We start from the raw sequence: 16,111 nt of genomic DNA on the forward strand, positions 1-16,111 counted from the left end.
GTTTGAAAGCCCAAAGCATTTGTTAGTTTTCCTGGAACATGCCGACTCGTTTCTGGAAATAAAGTCCGGAGCCACGGGAACTGGTTTTCTCCCGGTAAATACTCTCCAAAAGGGAGGAGGGTTTGTTTGTATCTTCGTTCTGACACCATAGAGATGGGATGAAGTAGGGTAAGAGAATTTCTAGACCCTTCGTCTGAGACTAGCTCGTTAAATACAAGCGGTGTATTGCCGATACGGACCAAACTTTCGGTGACATCCACAAAACTATTGCTATATGTGGAATTGGGATCCTTGGAATCGAGGGTTCCAAGGAACGGAATGGCAGATTCAGGCATCACTAGTAAATCAATAGGTTTTGGAGAATTCTGAATGGCTTCTAGGCCAATATCATAAACCGATTGGATGGTTTTTGTCATCCACAGTTGGTTTTCCTGAACGTCTCTTTTCGCATATTCTGTGTTTGGTTGTAGTAAAGCCAAATGAAGAGTAGGGCCTTGAGGGATAGTTTCTGCAAGAAAGTATAAGTTGACCAAAAAAAAACAAAAAATCGGCAGAAAATACAGACTATAACTTCGGATACCTTTGTCAGATTTTAGAATCACCAAATAAATTAGGGAAGCAGAAACAATAGATACAAACCCTAAGACCTCCGTTCCAAATCGAGCCATCTGGCGCCAAAGGATATTGTTTCGAAATAAATCCCCCCAATGTACAGGAAAAACCATAGGACAAATCCAATCGGAGATTAAGAAAAGAGAAGGAAGGACAAGTAAAAAGAAATGAGAGTCTTTGATATTCCTGAATCTAGTGAGATAAACAGAGCCAAAAAAAATAATTCCAATCTTATAGAAGGATACGAGAGCATATACAAAAAATAGCAGAGAAGATATGATAAGACCCTGTCCTGAAATATTTCGAATGGCATTCCAGATCCAATAGAAAGTACTAAAGGTCACAAGACTGGAGAAAAGGAGAGTTGCCGCGAGTGTTTGTTTCCAATTGGAAGTGGTGGTGAGTTGTTTGGTGAAGTAAAGAAGTAGAAAGATACAGAGAAACCCTGCGGAAGTGAATCCGAAGGGTTCGAGCGCCAGTGCGAAAAAAATAGCAACCGGGATGAGTAAAAGAAGCGGGTATTTAATTTCCGGAATTTTTGAGTGTTTTCTCATATTCCATTCTTCTTGAATATTCCTCTGCCAATTCTTTACTGCCTAAGGTTTGGATTCTAAGTTCCATTAATTTTTTTTCGCGTTCCGATTCTGAAAGATTAGGATAAGTTTTAAGGAGATTTTTTTCTTCCACTTGTAATCTGGAAATTTTTTCATCTTCTTCTTTCATTTCTTTCAAAACTTTTTCCATCCGATCGTTCCCATCTTTACCAAAGTAACGAATCCGAACTTCTTTTTCTTTTGCCTCACGTTCTGCACCAGATAACTTAGATAATTCGGTTTGTCTTAGATCCATTTCTGTTTCAAACTTATCAAACTTAGGTTCTCTGGACGTCACTGCGTTATAAAAAGAACCAAAAGATTTTTTACGATAGTCTTCGTATAAGCGAATTCTTTCATCGGCTTTTAAGTTTCTGGTTTCATCTAGGAAGTTTTTTCGATTAAAACTAAAATCAGCAGTGGCTTCCTCGAGACCGAAGATAAGCTCTGCATCTTCTTTGGCAAAATATTTCCTTCTGAGCTGTTTGATTTGTTCGTATCGTTCTTGGTTTGTGTAAGATTTGCTTGATGGATCTAATTGAACCATCGCTTCTTCATACTTTAAATAATTGGATAACATGTGAATCAATCGTTTGGCATCCTCTCCATTATACTCATTTTGGAGGAAGGCTTTGATGTATTCATGGCATTGTTCCCGAGTGCTTCCTTCGGGACATTGTCTACGTAAGTTCCAAAGTTCTGAGACTAAATTTAAATCTCCCGATTTGGCACGGGTAAGGATTTCTTCGAAACGTAAAAACTGTCCATCAGCAGTGAAGATGGTTTTTGCCGATTCTAAATAAAATGGATCCACAGAGAATCCATCACTTTGTGTGCGAAAGTAAGATTCTGCTTTGTCATTTGGATTTTCATCGTTTGTGGTTTCCATTGGGTTTGGACTAAAGATGCGAAAGGCAATGTATAATAGGAGTAAGGCTCCAATGCCGAAACTAAGGTAACGTAAATTTTTAACATTCATGGGAGATGGTATCGTAGTAAAGGATGGTTTGAGACTTCTGCAAACAAAAAAACCCAAGCGAGTGCTTGGGTTTTTCGAAAAAACTTCAGAATGGAATTACTGATTTGCCTTCATATTGGAAGCCATATTCAGATAGAAACCTTCGACATCATACCAAAGACTTCCAGAGCGAAGAGTGTTGGATACTTGTAAGTGATCGATCCCTGTAGTGAAGATTCCATAAGATGGTCCACCTTTCCAAGTGCCCCATTTTTGTGAGGAAAGTGGAACGAGTCCATCGTTAGTGAACCCTTGTCCTTGGAAAAGTCCACCAGCCCCACAAGCAGGGTGAAGGATTCCCATCAGTGGGTGTTGGATGAGGTCAGGGATTGTGATTGAAGATCCATAAGAGAAATACTTCACACCTGATTTGTTAGGGGTGTATCCGTTAAAAGACGCGAGCCCTTCTTTTGACAAAGAAGCCAAAGCTGCCAAAGCATTTTGTTGGTTGGTTCCACCGTAAACAAGTTTTACGAGAGTTTCTACAACACTTGCGACAAACGGTTGGATCCAGCTAGGAAGAACTGTTTTTACGATATCTGCGATCGGTGATCCGTAGTGCGGAGTGTTGAGAGTGGTGAGTGTTGCCGTGCGACCAGAAAGTCCCAGGTTGGAAACCATATAGCGGCTATCGAGTCCCCCTTGGGAGTGACCAAGGATGTGGAATTTTCCAGTGTAGTTTGTGGCTGCTGCGTAAGTAAGGATGGCAGCTTTCAATTCTTGAGCACGCACTTCGTTAGAGTTAGCGGCCGTTTTTCCTGGAGCAAAAACTGTAGCTCCTTGGCTTCTAAGGTAATCATCCGTTCCACCCCAGTAGTTTACGATGCTGATGATTCCACCGGAATTTTCGCCCCAACCGAAAAGGCCATGGGATAGGATGATGGGGTAAGTGCCTGCAAGTGGTTTGGAAGAAGAACCGGAACTTGCGAGTATAGGTACTGACAAAGTAACTGTGATAAAAATGGCTAAAAGACCTTTTCGAATCATAAATATTTCACCTCTGAATTTTCTAAGATAAAACTGTGTCAATTTGCCTTATTTGAGGCAAGGATATTTTCGCGACCAATTTGAAAAAAAACAAGTTTTTTGTAATAATTGAACGTGTTCAAAAAATAATAGTAATTCTATTATTTCTCATTTCTATTTGTTTGGAAGCATTCTTCAGCTGTATGCCAAACACGGTCCCCAAAAAAATATCCAACCAAACAGTGACTAAACGAGAAGTTACTAAGGAGAAAATTTATAATTCAGCGATCACTTTGTTTCAAAAAGATGGATATGAACTTGCTACCATGCGTCGGATTGCGAAAGAGGCTGGTGTTTCCTTGGGTTCAACATATTACCATTTCAAAACAAAAGAAGAGATCGTCCTTCATTTTTACAGAGAGTCTCAAATTGAAGTCAAACAACTCTCCTCCCAGTTTTTTAAAACCACGAGGGACTTCAAGGCCAGACTCAAATTCATCATTCTAACCCAATTGGAAATTTTTTTTGAGTATAAAATCTTTTTGCAAGTATTGGCAAGACATGCGGGAGATCCAAGTCATTCCCTTTCCCCATTTAGTCCCGAGACTTCCCTCATTCGAGAAGAAGCGGTGGGTCTCATCCGTGATGCATTAGAGACATCGAATTTAAAGATAAGAGAAGACCTTGCCGCGATTTTGCCAGAGTTACTTTGGATGGAACAAATGGGGCTTATTTACTTTTGGTTGTCTGATTCTTCCAAGTCATATATCAGTACAAAACTATTAATGAATGATTCCTTAGAATTGACTTTCAAACTGATAAAACTTTCTAATTTTCCTTTGTTTAAAAATGTGATGGGCCCAATCTTTCGTATGTTTCGATTGGTAAAAGGTAGGCAAAGTAGTTGGTGATTTGCAAGAGCCCTTGCAATGAAAACAAAGGCTCTACATTGATCAAAATTTTATTGCTTTTCGAAAGTAATTTGGAAATTAGTAACGCGGCTTGAAGGTGTTAAACCATTACACTGATAACTTGATGCAGAAACTAAACCATCATTATCGATGGTGTAATTTTTCCCAGTAGATAATGTAAGAGTTTCTGATTTGGATCCACTTGCGGAAGAGATAAGCTCTGTTGTATTGTCCTTCAAAATCACGTTAAATGTAAAATTTCTAGAAGTACAATTACTCGAACTTAAAGTTTGTCTTCCTGCACTCACAGAAACTTTATAATTTCCTGATGTTGGAAAGCTAATGGTTCCAGTAGTGGCTGTATTGGCACAAACAGAATACCGGCTTCCCGAATAGGCGAAAGTAGTACCACTAATACCGATTGTTACATCACAGGGAATTCCTGTATTTGTAGCAGCTAATAAGAGCAGCAAATCAGTGTTTTTATCTCCAGATAATGGCAATCCCTCAATCAGGTCTTCTTTTTTGTTGTTCTCGCAATGTACTGTTAATAGGAATAACAAAGTAATTGCGATGATTTTTTTATAGTTCATAGTCATGGTTCCTTATTAGGTGACAAAATTTTATCATCTTACGAAGGTTACAAGCAAAAATTAGATTATAAATTTGGATTAGTATTTTATTTATATTTTCTTTCTATAACGAATATAAAATCGTTCAAAAGAAGATTTATCCCAGAACTTCACTGCTTCTTCATTTTTTAGAATGGCTCTAAGTTCAATAGAGGGGATGGATTTTTCTTTGCACCACCGGTCTACATCTTCCAAAAGTAATTTCATATACCCTTTTTTCTTTTTACCGAGTTTAGTCACAGCAAGATCGATAAATAGGCTTCTTTCTTCTTCTAAATGGGGTTTTTCTTCCACCCGACCAATGAGTAAAGAGACAAGTTCCTCCCCTTGAAAAACTCCACGCATATACACTTTTCCCGTGCCGATGAGTTTGAAATAAATGTCGGTGAATTTGGTTGCGGCCCTTGGGCGGATACGGAAAAGACCATCTAATTCGAGTTCGTTTACCTTACGGTAAAACTGATTTACGAGTTCGATGGTCTGGTTTCTGTCAGATTCGTTTAAGTCTCTAATCACCTAAACCATTCGATTGATGAGATAAGTTTTTAGCTCGGTGACTGGGATTCTTTCTTGTTTCATCGAATCCCTTTCCCGGATGGTGACTGTTCCATCACTCATGGTATCGTAATCCACCGTGATACAAAACGGAGTACCGATTTCATCATGGCGACGGTAACGTTTTCCAATGGCACCACTGTCATCGTAATCCACATACCAATGGTTGCGAAGATCGGCATATATTTCTTTGGCCTTGGCATCGAGTCCGTCTTTTTTCATTAAAGGAAAGATGGCGACTTTCATCGGGCTCACTCGTTTTCCAAAACGAAGGACAGTACGAACCTCATCCTTTTCTAACTTCTCTTCTTCGTAAGCATCACAAAGAACTGCAAGAAAAAGTCGGTTGAGACCGAGAGCCGGTTCTACCACATAAGGAAGGTATTTTTTCTTCGCATCCAAATCATGGTATTTTAAATCTTCGGAAGAAAAAGTTTCGTGTTGGGTTAGGTCATAATCAGTCCTTGAGGCAACACCCCAAAGTTCTCCCCAACCAAAGGGATATTTGTATTCGATATCACTTGTAGAATCACTGTAAAAAGAAAGTTCTTCCTTTTCATGTTCGCGAACACGAAGGTTTTCTTTTTTTAGTCCCACTACATTCACAAGCCAGTCCATGCAGTAGTTCACCCAATAGGTAAACCACTCTTTTTGAGTCCCTGGTTCACAAAAAAACTCCATCTCCATTTGTTCGAACTCACGTGTGCGAAAAATAAATTGGCGAGCCATGATTTCGTTTCGAAAGGATTTCCCAATTTGAGCAATTCCAAAGGGAACTTTTTTCCGAGCAATTTGGGTTACGTTTTTAAAATTGATAAAGATCCCTTGTGCGGTTTCGGGACGAAGGTAAATGTCTGTCGCTCCTTCTTCCGAGGCACCATGGGAAGTTTTGAACATCAAATTGAATTGGCGGGCATCGGTAAAACTTCCCACCGTTCCGCAAGTCGGACAGGCGTAAGCTTTCTCTCTTATGGTATTTGTGAGTTCTTCTAAACTTTTTCCGGTCGCGGCACCTTCTCCTTCCTTATCTTCTAAGAACTTATCCACGCGGATTCGTGTTTTGCATTTTTTGCAGTCCATAAGAGGATCATTGAAGTTAGAAATATGGCCGGAAGCTTCCCAAACGCGAGGGTGGAGGAGGATGGAGGAATCAAGGCCTAAAACATCGTCCCGTCTATGGACAAAGTATTCCCACCAAAGTCTTTTTAGGTTGTTTAATACTTCGATTCCGTTCGGACCATAGTCAAATGTGTTGGAGAGGCCTCCGTAAATTTCGGATCCGGGGAAAACAAAGCCCCTTCTTTTGGAGACTGCTACTATGGGTTTGAGCGACTGCTCTTCTTTCTCTTTCGGCTGTGCCATATCCGCCAAATTTTTTGTTTTCCATGAAAATTCAAAGTATTTTCCTTGAGATAAGACTAAAGAATGGATTCGGCAAACGTAAAAACTCTCTCTCCCTGGGCTAAAAAATCCTTAACCTTCTTCCTTTGGATGTCCCCCCTGTTTTCTTTGGGACCATTTTTGGCATTTGGTATCCTCTTCGCTTTTCCAGCTGAATTCCGGCTACGCCTTCGTGCCCTCGCTGTCATTGCTGTTTATATTCTTTCTTGGATCCTATTCTATCCGGTGGAACTTGTCCACAGGTCTGGATTGGAATGGGAAGGAGTGATTAACGAATTCCTTGCCAAAGATTCTCGAAGCCTTCAGTTGAAGTTTGGATTTGTGGTGATTTGTTTTTTACTACTTTTAACAAACTACTTTCACAGCCGAAGTCGTAACCAAAAAAGAGAGACAGTTCGAAAAACAAAACTCAAAACAGAAAATCCCCATTCCGCAATTCGGACAGAGATGCGGATCCGGGATGCAAAATTTGATACACTTCTACTTGTATTATTTCTTGCTCTTCTTCTTAATTTTGGATTTCAATACTTCTCCGAAAAATTACATCCAAACAAATCTCTTTCGCCACTGGCACCACTTGTGGATGTTTACCAATTTGTATTTAATTATTCTATTTCCCTTTGTATTTTGCTATTTAGTTTCAATCGAAACAAAATTCCCTCTCTCATTGCAAAACCATACCTTCGTTATATGGAAGGGATCCGGATTCGTGAGAGCTGGAAGGCTGCCGTTGTTTCGCAAAGCCGATTCCCATTTCGTTTGGAATTGGTAGTAAAAGAAAAGGCAAAATTTAGAGATCGAATCCTCCCTGGTTTTGGACATGTTTATGTTTATGAATATTGGCGCGGATTCCCAATTTTATTTTTAACTCTACTTTTGTTTTTGTTTTCCGCAGTTTGGGTTTTTTCCTACTTAAGCCCCATATTTGGAATTCAATTTTTAGCAGGGTTTGGATTAAAACCAGGAGTCCCCGATAAAGATTTTTTTATCTCGGCACAAAACATAGCTTATGCGGGGTTTTCTGTTTTGGCTCTGGTTGGAATTTATTTTTATTCATCTTACTTACTCGAAAAATCTTTTAGTTTAGAAAACTTAGGGGTGAAGGAAGACAAAGTTGGTGAGTCAGAACCATTTTTTAAACCGGGATTACGCAAAGGATTTCGAAATGTTCTGCCTTTATCCTTACTCTTTCATTTGATCTTAATTTCTCTTGTTTTTTTAATCCCAATCACCCTCCAACGGAATAAAAAGAAAGACCAGTCTTCCCAAAAAAATGAACATTTCCGACCAGAAAAAATGGAATTCTATTTTATCGATCCGAATGTCCCAGACGATACCAAGGGACTGAATGGTGGAATTGTTACAGGAAATGAAACCGAAAACAAAGAGAAAGGGGAAAAAATTTCCAACGAAAAAGTAGCGGACAATGGCCCGGTCAAAGGTTATATCAAAAAAATTCGCGGTAAAAAAGTTCCACCAACTTACTCTAATTATATCTCAGCGAAGATGCGAATTCCCGAAAGTTATATGGATTATTGGGCAAAAGCACCTCATCCTTATTCCTCTGTGGTTGCTTATACCATCACTCAAGAAGGAGATGTGATTGATGTGGAACTTGTGGAAGCCTCCGATTACCCTGACCAAGATTTACGAACCTTACAACTAGTGGAAAGTTTGGGTCCACTTATGCCACCACCTGGAACCAAAAATGACATTCGAGTGACTGAGTTGTTTTGGAATGGTCCGATTGACCCTGAATTTGTCCCCACCCCTTTACAAAAAGAAATGATCAACTTATTTGACGGCCGTTATATGGAAGAGTTATCAGAATGAAAGAAGTTGGTTTTTTTGATTATTTGATTGGATCATTGACAATCCTTCCTTGGGCTATCGTCATTTGGAAGGCTTACAAACCTAAAAAAGGATGGCAGGAAGTTTTCGGAATTCTTTTGGCCTTGTTCTTTGGTTGGTTGTCCACAGATCTTATTCTGAGACTCCATCCCGTCCTTTGGCCTGAAACCGATTTTATGCCAAAGAAAAAAATAAGTCTCCTCTCTCAAACGGCCCACCTAGCATTCATTCAGGCGGGGATTACAGAAGAAACATTCAAAATATTCTTTATCATGATTTTGTCTTTTGTTCTGGGTTATGATAAAAAAACAAAAACCTTCTCTCCGAATGTTGTTTTGTTTGGCTCCTTTGTAGCGATGGGGTTTTCTTTTATCGAAAACACACATTACATTGCTCGGGAACCGGATGAAAAAAAATTAGATCTGTTTTTTGCTCGAACCATTCATTCCTCTAATATCCATTTACTCATCAATCTTTGTTTTTCTTTGTTTTTACTGAAGAGCAATGCTAAATTGGAATCTGCGAACAAAAGGCTCTATATTGGCTTCGGATTTTTGTTAGCAGTATTGCAACATGGGGTTGTTGATTTTCTTTTGATTCCTGGTTCCACCATTGGTCTTTGGATTGCGACATCCCTATTTGTAGGAATTTGGGTTTGGGTTGTGAATGACTGGCGAGACCTAGTTAAAGAAAATTTAACAGATCGCAAAGAAGAAGCAAAGTATCTAGCGATTGCACCCAACGTTGAATGACCAATCGATTCAAATGGTTTATTAAATTAGTATCTATTTGGTAGATAAAAATACGCGAATTCCAGCTTCTGAATATTCTTCCCAATCCATTTGAAAGGTTCTGATTTTGGGAATTTCTGGGTGACTCCAAATTTCTGCCCAAAATTTCGGAACCACTTCTTCGGGAGCTCCTGGTTGGATTTGAAAGTAACGACCGTTTTGTGGAGTTATCTGAACCTTTTCCATTCCTTTGAGCAATTCTGCGTTTGGTTCCACAGCATAACCTAACAAAAAGTCATACGCACCGTTTTCATCCGATGTATAATTAAAATACACACCAAAGAGTGGATCAAATTTTCTTAAAACTTCCATTTGTTTAGGAATGTCTTCTTTATAAAACCGAGAATATACAGCAGGTATTTGAATATCGGCATCCCCCGGTGCATTGGAAGTTCGGATACGAAGTCCCATCACCGTGAATTTTTCTGTTTTTACTAATGGTTCGGTCACTTCCGACATATAGAAAAAGTTTCAGTTTCGCAAAAAAACGCAACCTTTTCTTAGTGAAGTGTTTGACTTACCGCACCTCCCTGTACATTTGGTAATTACTCCTGGTGATTATGGAGAGAAGGCCATACCCGTTCCCATTCCGAACACGGAAGTCAAGCTTCTCATCGCCGATGGTACTATTGGGTTCGCTCAATGGGAGAGTAGGACGTTGCCGGGTTAGCACTCATAAACGATAGGAAAGCGTGGACTTAGGTTCACGCTTTTTTTATTTCTGGTCGCTCTGTGTTTGCCGGCTGCCGTCCGCGACTATTCGCTAGGCAAGCAGGGCTTGCTCCGCGAATGTCGCCTGCTCGTTCCCTATGGGTCACTGCGCAGCTTTGCCGGTTTAAAATTAATTCCCTTCTATAATAAATAAATTCTTTGATAGTAAATTTATAAGTATAACTAGATCCATTCGTTTGCGAAATGGGTGAGGCTTCCGTAAGAAGCCGAAGCCTGCTAGGATTTTTCGATAAGAAAAATAGGGTGGTGTATACCAAAGGATTGAGCAAGGCGCAGGGCCAGCCCGCGGAGCGGAGAAGCGAGTGGGGGAGGAAGTAGGACATTGCCTATAGAGTCATTATTGTTTACGAAAGCGTTCATGAAAGTGAGCGCTTTTTTTATTTGTAACGCTCTGTGTGTGCCGGCTGCCGTCCGCGACTTTTGGCTACGCTTCGCTGCTACGCCCGCCAAAGTCGCCTGCTCCTTTCCTACGGATCCTAAGTAGCACTGTCGGGTTTGAGTTTCAATCTTATTTGGAATATTCAATTTTACTGTGAGTGCATAATTGCTCTCAAAATGATTTGCTTTTGAAAGTTTTTAATAATAAGCTTGCATTCGTTAATTGAAGGATACTTTTATCAGTTTTGGGGTGACCTGCATCAATGAAGTTAAGATTTTACCAACTATACTCTGTTCTTATTCTGCTGTTTCTTCTTTCGAATTCACTTTTTATCAAATCAGATCGAGATGTTCTGCTATATGATGAAACGACGTATTTAATCGGAGGTAGTGAAAGTTTTTCATTTTCGGATACTGCAGTATATAAACTACAATATAAACTATTATCCCATTTTGTAAAAAATTTTATTGATCGATATTTTGTTAACTACCAACTTCTCCTACTTATTTTAGGTGTGAGTTTTATTTTTTTAGCTCGTTCCAAAAAAGAGCTGATCTTACTTGTTTCATTTGTAGTCCTTCTGTTTTCGAGTCGATTTGTTTCGGATCTCTGGCCTTTTATCACAATATTATCAAGTATATTGTTAGTATGGTTGTATATTTCGTTTCGTTCAAATCTTTATTGTTTATCTATTTTCTTTTGTTTCCTTCTTGTTTACACTCGAGTAGAATTTTTATACCTATACTATTTGTTATTTTTTCTAATTCTATACAAGACATGGTTGGAAAAGGAAGAAAAGTATAGATTATTTTCTAGATATATCCTCTATTTTATAGGATTGGCTATTATTCTAATTCATAACCCATCTGACGGGGAAAGATCTTATGTAGCTTTTTGCCAACACTATGCTGTTTCAAAATCTCTTAGATATCTTTATTTTGCAGATCCTTGGACCACATGCGAAACTCTTTTGGCTACAGATTTTGGTAAGGCGAAAGGTCTTTTGAATCTTTGGGCATTAAATCCAAATCATTTTGCTATTCATCTTGTTAGTAACATGAATTTGTTTTTTAAAAAGATGCAGGAATTGTTTTTATTGCCGACTTACCTTTTTGCAATTCTTGTAATTTTATTTTTGTTTTTCGAGGGAAAGGATTTCTTTCGGTTGGTGTTTCGAAAGCGTAGAAGACAGATTGCCAATAAGCTGGTCCTTTATTTTTCGTTAACTTTTGGTTTGATGGCTATTTTAGTTATCTTTCCAAGAGATCATTATGTTTTACAGTTATTTGTCCCGATTGTTTCTCTTTTGATTCAGAATAGAAGATACAAACAAATTTTTCGATCCATTCGCTATAATAAAGTAAGAATGTATCTAGGGTTTTCTGTTTTGATTTTTCTCCTTTCGTTTTTTTATTTGCAAAAGGCAAAGTCGATTAAGGTAGCAGGTCTCCGCAATCCATGTAGCAACTTATATACGATTGAAGTATTGCGAAATTTAAAATTACAAACTTACAATATTTTGGGATTCGACGGAAGTGTCTGCGCCTATCTTCCAAATGTGAATTGTAAATACTTCCAAATTTCTGAAAAGAACCAAAACTTTGATCAGTTTTTGAAGCAGAATCAAATCAATTTGGTGATTATCTCTGAACATTTTGATAAGGAGCCGAAATACAAAAATGATAAGGACTACGAATTTTTTCTTTCCCACTCCTATCGAACAAAATCAGGAGATCAGTATGAGTTAAGTAAGTATTCCTCATGTGATAATCGAAAAGTGTTATATAAAAGCGAACAATAACCGTTGGACCTGTGGAATAGCTCCTTCATGTTCCTTATTTCAAGTTAAAGCAGAAAAATTGTGTTTAATTTCTTTAACTCAGATCCACCGAAGAACTCACAGTAACTTTGAATAACTGATACACATCCATTCCTTCGGGAAGAACCAAATGGCCATCAATGGCAAGAGAGGCAATTCCATGAACAATTGCCCAAGCGCCAAGGGCTTTGGCATGAGCTAACTCTTTACTAACGCGTTCACCGGCAAAGGCAACATAGAGTAGGCGGAATGGACGTTGGGAACTCATCCATATTTCTTTGTTAGCTGCTTCTTGTGTTGATTTTTTATCTAAATCGATTTGGTTTAACATCAGGCGGTAAAGATTTGGATGTTTCATTGCAAAACGAATGTATTCTACACCGTAATGATAAGCGAGGGAACGTCCGCGGGCTTTTGGATTTTCCTTCTGTGCTACCACCATATTGTCTGCTAACTCATCATAACCAGAAGCTGCCACAGCTTGGAGTAGTTCTTGTTTTCCTTTGAAATGTGCATAGGGTGCCATGTGGGTCACGCCAATGGCCGAGGCAATGGAGCGAAGAGAAAGTGCTTCTGTTCCTTGGTTTTGTAATAGCGTGCGTGCGGCCGCTATGAGGGTGGGGCGAAGATCCCCATGATGGTAGGGACTGGTCTCTTTGTCCTGACTTTGTTTCTTCTTGGCCATTACAACCTATAAGAACTGCTTGGCAAACCGGTAAAGTCTTTTCGAAAGAGATTCTAGAAGATCCGAATTTTAACCCAGCAAACTAGTAAAAAAATCTATTTTTTGAAAGATAGTTGGAAAAGTGATTGCAATCTTTACATTGTAAAGATTGGCTGGGTTGCAAGGGGTTGCCCCCTGGGGAGAACAGAATGTCTCATTATGACACAGTTGTCATTGGCGCCGGTAACGCTGGTTTAATGGCGGCCACTCGATTACAACGCGAAGGTTCAAAAACTTTGTTATTGGAACGGCATAATGTTCCTGGCGGATGTGCTACCTCCTTTGTTCGTGGAGATTTTGAATTTGAAGTGGCTCTCCACCAGCTGAGTGGTGTGGGAACAGAATCGAGTCCTTTTATCATGCGTCGCGTTTTTGAAGAACTTGGCGTTCTAAATAAGATCGAACTCGTTCAAGAAGAAGAACTATATCGTATCATTATGCCTGGGAAATTAGATGTCACCTTACCTGCGGACTGGAACGAACTACAACACCACCTGAAAAATCTTTTCCCAGAGGAAGAGGATTCAATCAATCGATTTTTTATCTTAAGCGAAGCCGTGGTTAATGAGTATTATTTTGTTTTACCTCGAATTCGGCTAACAAACGATGAAGAAAAACTCCGAACCAAGTGTCCAAATTTTGCAGCCTATGGTCTTCGCCCTACGATCGAAGTTTTAAATGAATTTTTCTCAAATGAAGATTTAATTAATGTAATAACACCATATTGGAGTTATGTGGGAATCCCTACAACAGATTTGGTTTTCGCTGAATTTATCGGGATGCTCTATTTTTACTGCATTTATAAACCTTGGCATATCAAAGGCGGATCTCAAATGCTTTCAAGTGCTCTTCTTTCTTCCTTCGAGGAGGCGGGAGGAGAGGTGCGGTTTCATTGTGCTGCAGAAAAAATATTCACAGAAAACGGTGCTGTCCGTGCCGTTCTTTTGGAATCAGGAGAAACTGTAACCTGTGATGCTGTTGTATCCAATGTTAGTCCTCTCATCACCTATCATGAAATGCTTGATTTGGAAACTCCCCCTTCTTCTGTACTCCAAGATTTTAAATCCCGAAGGATGGGTGTCTCTGCTGTATGTCTTTATCTTGGATTAGATTGTTCTCCTGAAGAACTTGGGTTTACAACCGCTTCCACCTTTGTCATGACAACTTCCAATGCAGAAGTCACAGAAGATCGAATGTATACTTTGGATGCTCCCGATTGGGGTATGGTCACTTGTTATAATTTTATTGATGAGGAACTAGCACCAAAAGGAAAAGCTGTGGTCACTCTTGTCGCCTTACAATATGGGGAAGCGTGGAAGGATATTCCGCCAGAATCGTATATTCCAACAAAATATGAGTTTGGTGATAAACTCATTACACTCATCGAACAAGCCTATCCGAAGATTAGAGAACATATAGAAAAAGCAGAAGTGGCTACACCTATGACGATGATGCGTTATTTGAATACACCAGGTGGAGCCATTTATGGATTCAAACAGACGTTACAAGATGGCTCTCTAATGCGTGAATCTCTTGATGCCATTGAGGGACTTTACTCCGCAAGTAGTTGGACGAGTATGGGTGGATTCCAACCTACCTATTTGAATGGTTATAATACAGCACGGAAAATCATCAAACGAATGAAAGCCCAGCGCAAAGTCGCAAAAACCACTCACTAAAATCACAAACAATGTGTTTTGTTAGAATTACGATCACCCATAAGGAAGGAAGATAAAAACATGTCAGGTAATCATCTAGAAGTAGCATCAAACGTTTTCAATTCCGTTGTAGGATTTCGGGAAGCAGTGACTAAAAAAGAAGAAATGGAAAGTAATGGTACCAACTTTCAGGAACAGAAAGGAAATGTCCGCCGAGCCATTGATAGTCTCCACCCTAAAAGGCTTCGTCTACGAATAAAAAATATTCGAACTGATACAACTTCGACCAAAACTTTTGAGATGGTTTCAGTGGATGGAAGGAACTTACCTCCGTTTCAAGCAGGCCAGTATATCAATTTATTTGTATCCCTTTCTGGAATTTCTACGGCAAGACCTTATTCTATTTCCTCTTCACCAACAAATTTACATTCCTATGAATTGACCATCAAACGAGCCGAAGGTGGGTTTATAAGTCCTTATTTACTTGATGATGTAGAAATTGGGCAAGAGTTTGAAAGCACAGGGCCTATGGGTTCGTTTCATCATAATCCACTATTTCATGGTCAGGATTTGGTATTTCTTGCGGGAGGTTCCGGCATTGCTCCCGCTATGAGCATGTTAAAAGCGATTTTGTCCTCATCCGAACTGTTTCGGTTTCATATCATCTATTCAAATAGTTTTGAAGATGATGTTATCTTTATTGATGAACTGCGAAAACTTGCAGAGATTCATAAGAATTTTCTTTTGACTGAGTTTTTATCACGTGAGTCTAGCCCCAATTTTAAAGGGTATCGTGGAAGACTCAGTCTCCCCATATTACAAGAGTTAATTCCTGAAGCGATAACTAAGATGTATTATGTTTGTGGGCCTACCCCTTTCAATGAAAATTGTGCAGAACTGCTTGCGGAGCTTGGTGTCAAACCAGGTCGTATTCTTATTGAAAGTAATGGACCACCTAAGATGCCGGAGCGAATGTTTGCCTGGCCGAAAACAGTTCGTCCTGAAGATGAGGTAACCATCAAAATCGGAAACTTCTCTTTCCAAGCTATGGCGGGAGAACCACTTCTTAATAGTTTAGAGCGAAATGGATTTTTTACTGAGAATGCCTGTCGTTCGGGAGAATGTAGCCTTTGTCGGGTAAAACTGAAATCAGGAGAGGTCTTTAGCCCACCAGAGGCAAAAATTCGAAAGTCTGATCGTAAGTTTGGTTGGATTCATTCTTGCGTTGCCTTTCCTGTGACCGATGTGGAAATTCAGTTATAAGAAAATAGGAATAAGATAAAGTGAAATTCTGAAAAGAATGTTGGAAACATTCAATATTTGAAACGAGAAACGCCATAAACTTTTTCGAAAATATGTTTTTATTTCCTTGGAGTTCTTTTCAGGGATTTGGACATATCATACTTTAAAAAAGAACAAATAGTCTCTAAATTTTCCTTGAGCCAGCTCTCTGCTAGCTGTTATTGGAT

14 protein-coding genes and 1 rRNA gene are annotated in these 16,111 nt (G+C 39.3%); 7 read left to right on the top strand and 8 right to left on the bottom strand.

Going from position 1 to position 16,111, the window contains the following annotated elements; translation table 11 throughout:
• The 3 genes from JWG40_RS00180 to JWG40_RS00190 all read right to left on the bottom strand — a co-directional run.
• The coding region (locus JWG40_RS00180) for an apolipoprotein N-acyltransferase (RefSeq protein WP_205283884.1) at positions 1-1,166 on the bottom strand (1,166 nt) is incomplete at its 3' end.
• Positions 1,135-2,184, bottom strand: a complete 1,050-nt coding sequence (locus JWG40_RS00185) for a lipase chaperone family protein (RefSeq protein ID WP_205283885.1) — start codon at positions 2,182-2,184, stop codon at positions 1,135-1,137. The genes JWG40_RS00185 and JWG40_RS00180, both read right to left, overlap by 32 nt.
• 96 nt (positions 2,185-2,280) lie before the next feature.
• Positions 2,281-3,210, bottom strand: coding sequence for an esterase/lipase family protein (locus JWG40_RS00190; protein WP_205283886.1), 930 nt, complete (start codon positions 3,208-3,210; stop codon positions 2,281-2,283).
• 182 nt (positions 3,211-3,392) lie between these two features.
• Here JWG40_RS00190 and JWG40_RS00195 point away from each other — a divergent pair, with 182 nt between their 5' ends.
• A complete protein-coding gene (locus tag JWG40_RS00195) occupies positions 3,393-4,100 on the top strand; it encodes a TetR/AcrR family transcriptional regulator (RefSeq protein ID WP_205283887.1) in 708 nt (235 codons plus the stop codon).
• Positions 4,101-4,150: 50 nt separating this feature from the next.
• Here the strand turns inward: JWG40_RS00195 and JWG40_RS00200 are convergent, their stop codons facing one another.
• The 3 genes from JWG40_RS00200 to JWG40_RS00210 all read right to left on the bottom strand — a co-directional run bounded on the left by JWG40_RS00200 (position 4,151) and on the right by JWG40_RS00210 (position 6,649).
• Positions 4,151-4,693, bottom strand: coding sequence for a hypothetical protein (locus JWG40_RS00200; RefSeq protein ID WP_205283888.1), 543 nt, complete (start codon positions 4,691-4,693; stop codon positions 4,151-4,153).
• Between the two features lie 90 nt (positions 4,694-4,783).
• Positions 4,784-5,248, bottom strand: a complete 465-nt coding sequence (locus JWG40_RS00205; protein ID WP_205283889.1) for a GNAT family N-acetyltransferase — start codon at positions 5,246-5,248, stop codon at positions 4,784-4,786.
• Positions 5,249-6,649 carry a glycine--tRNA ligase gene (locus JWG40_RS00210; protein WP_205283890.1) on the bottom strand — a complete coding sequence of 467 codons (1,401 nt, stop codon included), beginning with the start codon at positions 6,647-6,649 and terminating at the stop codon, positions 5,249-5,251.
• A 63-nt stretch (positions 6,650-6,712) separates the two neighbouring features.
• Here JWG40_RS00210 and JWG40_RS00215 point away from each other — a divergent pair, with 63 nt between their 5' ends.
• On the top strand, positions 6,713-8,521 hold the full coding sequence (locus tag JWG40_RS00215) for an energy transducer TonB (protein ID WP_205283891.1): 1,809 nt from the start codon (positions 6,713-6,715) through the stop codon (positions 8,519-8,521).
• Complete coding sequence (locus JWG40_RS00220; protein ID WP_205283892.1) at positions 8,518-9,291, top strand: PrsW family glutamic-type intramembrane protease; 774 nt, start codon at positions 8,518-8,520, stop codon at positions 9,289-9,291. The genes JWG40_RS00215 and JWG40_RS00220 overlap by 4 nt, the downstream gene beginning before the upstream one ends.
• 33 nt (positions 9,292-9,324) lie before the next feature.
• Here JWG40_RS00220 and JWG40_RS00225 read toward each other — a convergent pair whose 3' ends face one another.
• Complete coding sequence (locus tag JWG40_RS00225; protein ID WP_205283893.1) at positions 9,325-9,789, bottom strand: GyrI-like domain-containing protein; 465 nt, start codon at positions 9,787-9,789, stop codon at positions 9,325-9,327.
• 91 nt (positions 9,790-9,880) lie between these two features.
• Between JWG40_RS00225 and rrf the strand changes: the two genes are divergently transcribed.
• Together rrf and JWG40_RS00235 are read left to right on the top strand one after the other, a co-directional pair.
• A 5S ribosomal RNA gene (gene rrf / locus JWG40_RS00230) occupies positions 9,881-9,997 on the top strand.
• 706 nt (positions 9,998-10,703) lie between these two features.
• Positions 10,704-12,242, top strand: coding sequence for a hypothetical protein (locus tag JWG40_RS00235; RefSeq protein ID WP_205283894.1), 1,539 nt, complete (start codon positions 10,704-10,706; stop codon positions 12,240-12,242).
• 73 nt (positions 12,243-12,315) lie between these two features.
• Here the strand turns inward: JWG40_RS00235 and JWG40_RS00240 are convergent, their stop codons facing one another.
• Positions 12,316-12,945: a TetR/AcrR family transcriptional regulator gene (locus tag JWG40_RS00240; protein ID WP_205283895.1), complete on the bottom strand. Its 630-nt coding sequence runs from the start codon at positions 12,943-12,945 to the stop codon at positions 12,316-12,318.
• A 188-nt stretch (positions 12,946-13,133) separates the two neighbouring features.
• On the opposite strand from JWG40_RS00240, the gene JWG40_RS00245 reads away from it, so the two are divergent.
• Together JWG40_RS00245 and JWG40_RS00250 are read left to right on the top strand one after the other, a co-directional pair.
• Positions 13,134-14,663, top strand: coding sequence for a phytoene desaturase family protein (locus JWG40_RS00245; protein ID WP_205283896.1), 1,530 nt, complete (start codon positions 13,134-13,136; stop codon positions 14,661-14,663).
• A 60-nt stretch (positions 14,664-14,723) separates the two neighbouring features.
• Entirely contained in the window at positions 14,724-15,905 is a 1,182-nt protein-coding gene (locus JWG40_RS00250) for an FAD-binding oxidoreductase (RefSeq protein ID WP_205283897.1), read from the top strand.
• Positions 15,906-16,111 lie beyond the last annotated feature (206 nt).

Origin of the sequence: Leptospira abararensis, from assembly GCF_016918735.1 — a bacterium.
Lineage (GTDB): Bacteria > Spirochaetota > Leptospiria > Leptospirales > Leptospiraceae > Leptospira_A > Leptospira_A abararensis.

Excerpts from the sequence above, each read along its gene's own strand:
- JWG40_RS00190 (WP_205283886.1), bottom strand. The coding sequence starts at position 3,210 with ATGATTCGAAAAGGTCTTTTAGCCATTTTTATCACAGTTACTTTGTCA.
- JWG40_RS00240 (WP_205283895.1), bottom strand. The coding sequence starts at position 12,945 with ATGGCCAAGAAGAAACAAAGTCAGGACAAAGAGACCAGTCCCTACCAT.
- JWG40_RS00245 (WP_205283896.1), top strand. The coding sequence starts at position 13,134 with ATGTCTCATTATGACACAGTTGTCATTGGCGCCGGTAACGCTGGTTTA.
- JWG40_RS00200 (WP_205283888.1), bottom strand. The coding sequence starts at position 4,693 with ATGAACTATAAAAAAATCATCGCAATTACTTTGTTATTCCTATTAACA.
- JWG40_RS00210 (WP_205283890.1), bottom strand. The coding sequence starts at position 6,649 with ATGGCACAGCCGAAAGAGAAAGAAGAGCAGTCGCTCAAACCCATAGTA.
- JWG40_RS00250 (WP_205283897.1), top strand. The coding sequence starts at position 14,724 with ATGTCAGGTAATCATCTAGAAGTAGCATCAAACGTTTTCAATTCCGTT.
- JWG40_RS00220 (WP_205283892.1), top strand. The coding sequence starts at position 8,518 with ATGAAAGAAGTTGGTTTTTTTGATTATTTGATTGGATCATTGACAATC.
- JWG40_RS00195 (WP_205283887.1), top strand. The coding sequence starts at position 3,393 with ATGCCAAACACGGTCCCCAAAAAAATATCCAACCAAACAGTGACTAAA.
- JWG40_RS00235 (WP_205283894.1), top strand. The coding sequence starts at position 10,704 with ATGAAGTTAAGATTTTACCAACTATACTCTGTTCTTATTCTGCTGTTT.
- JWG40_RS00215 (WP_205283891.1), top strand. The coding sequence starts at position 6,713 with ATGGATTCGGCAAACGTAAAAACTCTCTCTCCCTGGGCTAAAAAATCC.
- JWG40_RS00225 (WP_205283893.1), bottom strand. The coding sequence starts at position 9,789 with ATGTCGGAAGTGACCGAACCATTAGTAAAAACAGAAAAATTCACGGTG.
- JWG40_RS00185 (WP_205283885.1), bottom strand. The coding sequence starts at position 2,184 with ATGAATGTTAAAAATTTACGTTACCTTAGTTTCGGCATTGGAGCCTTA.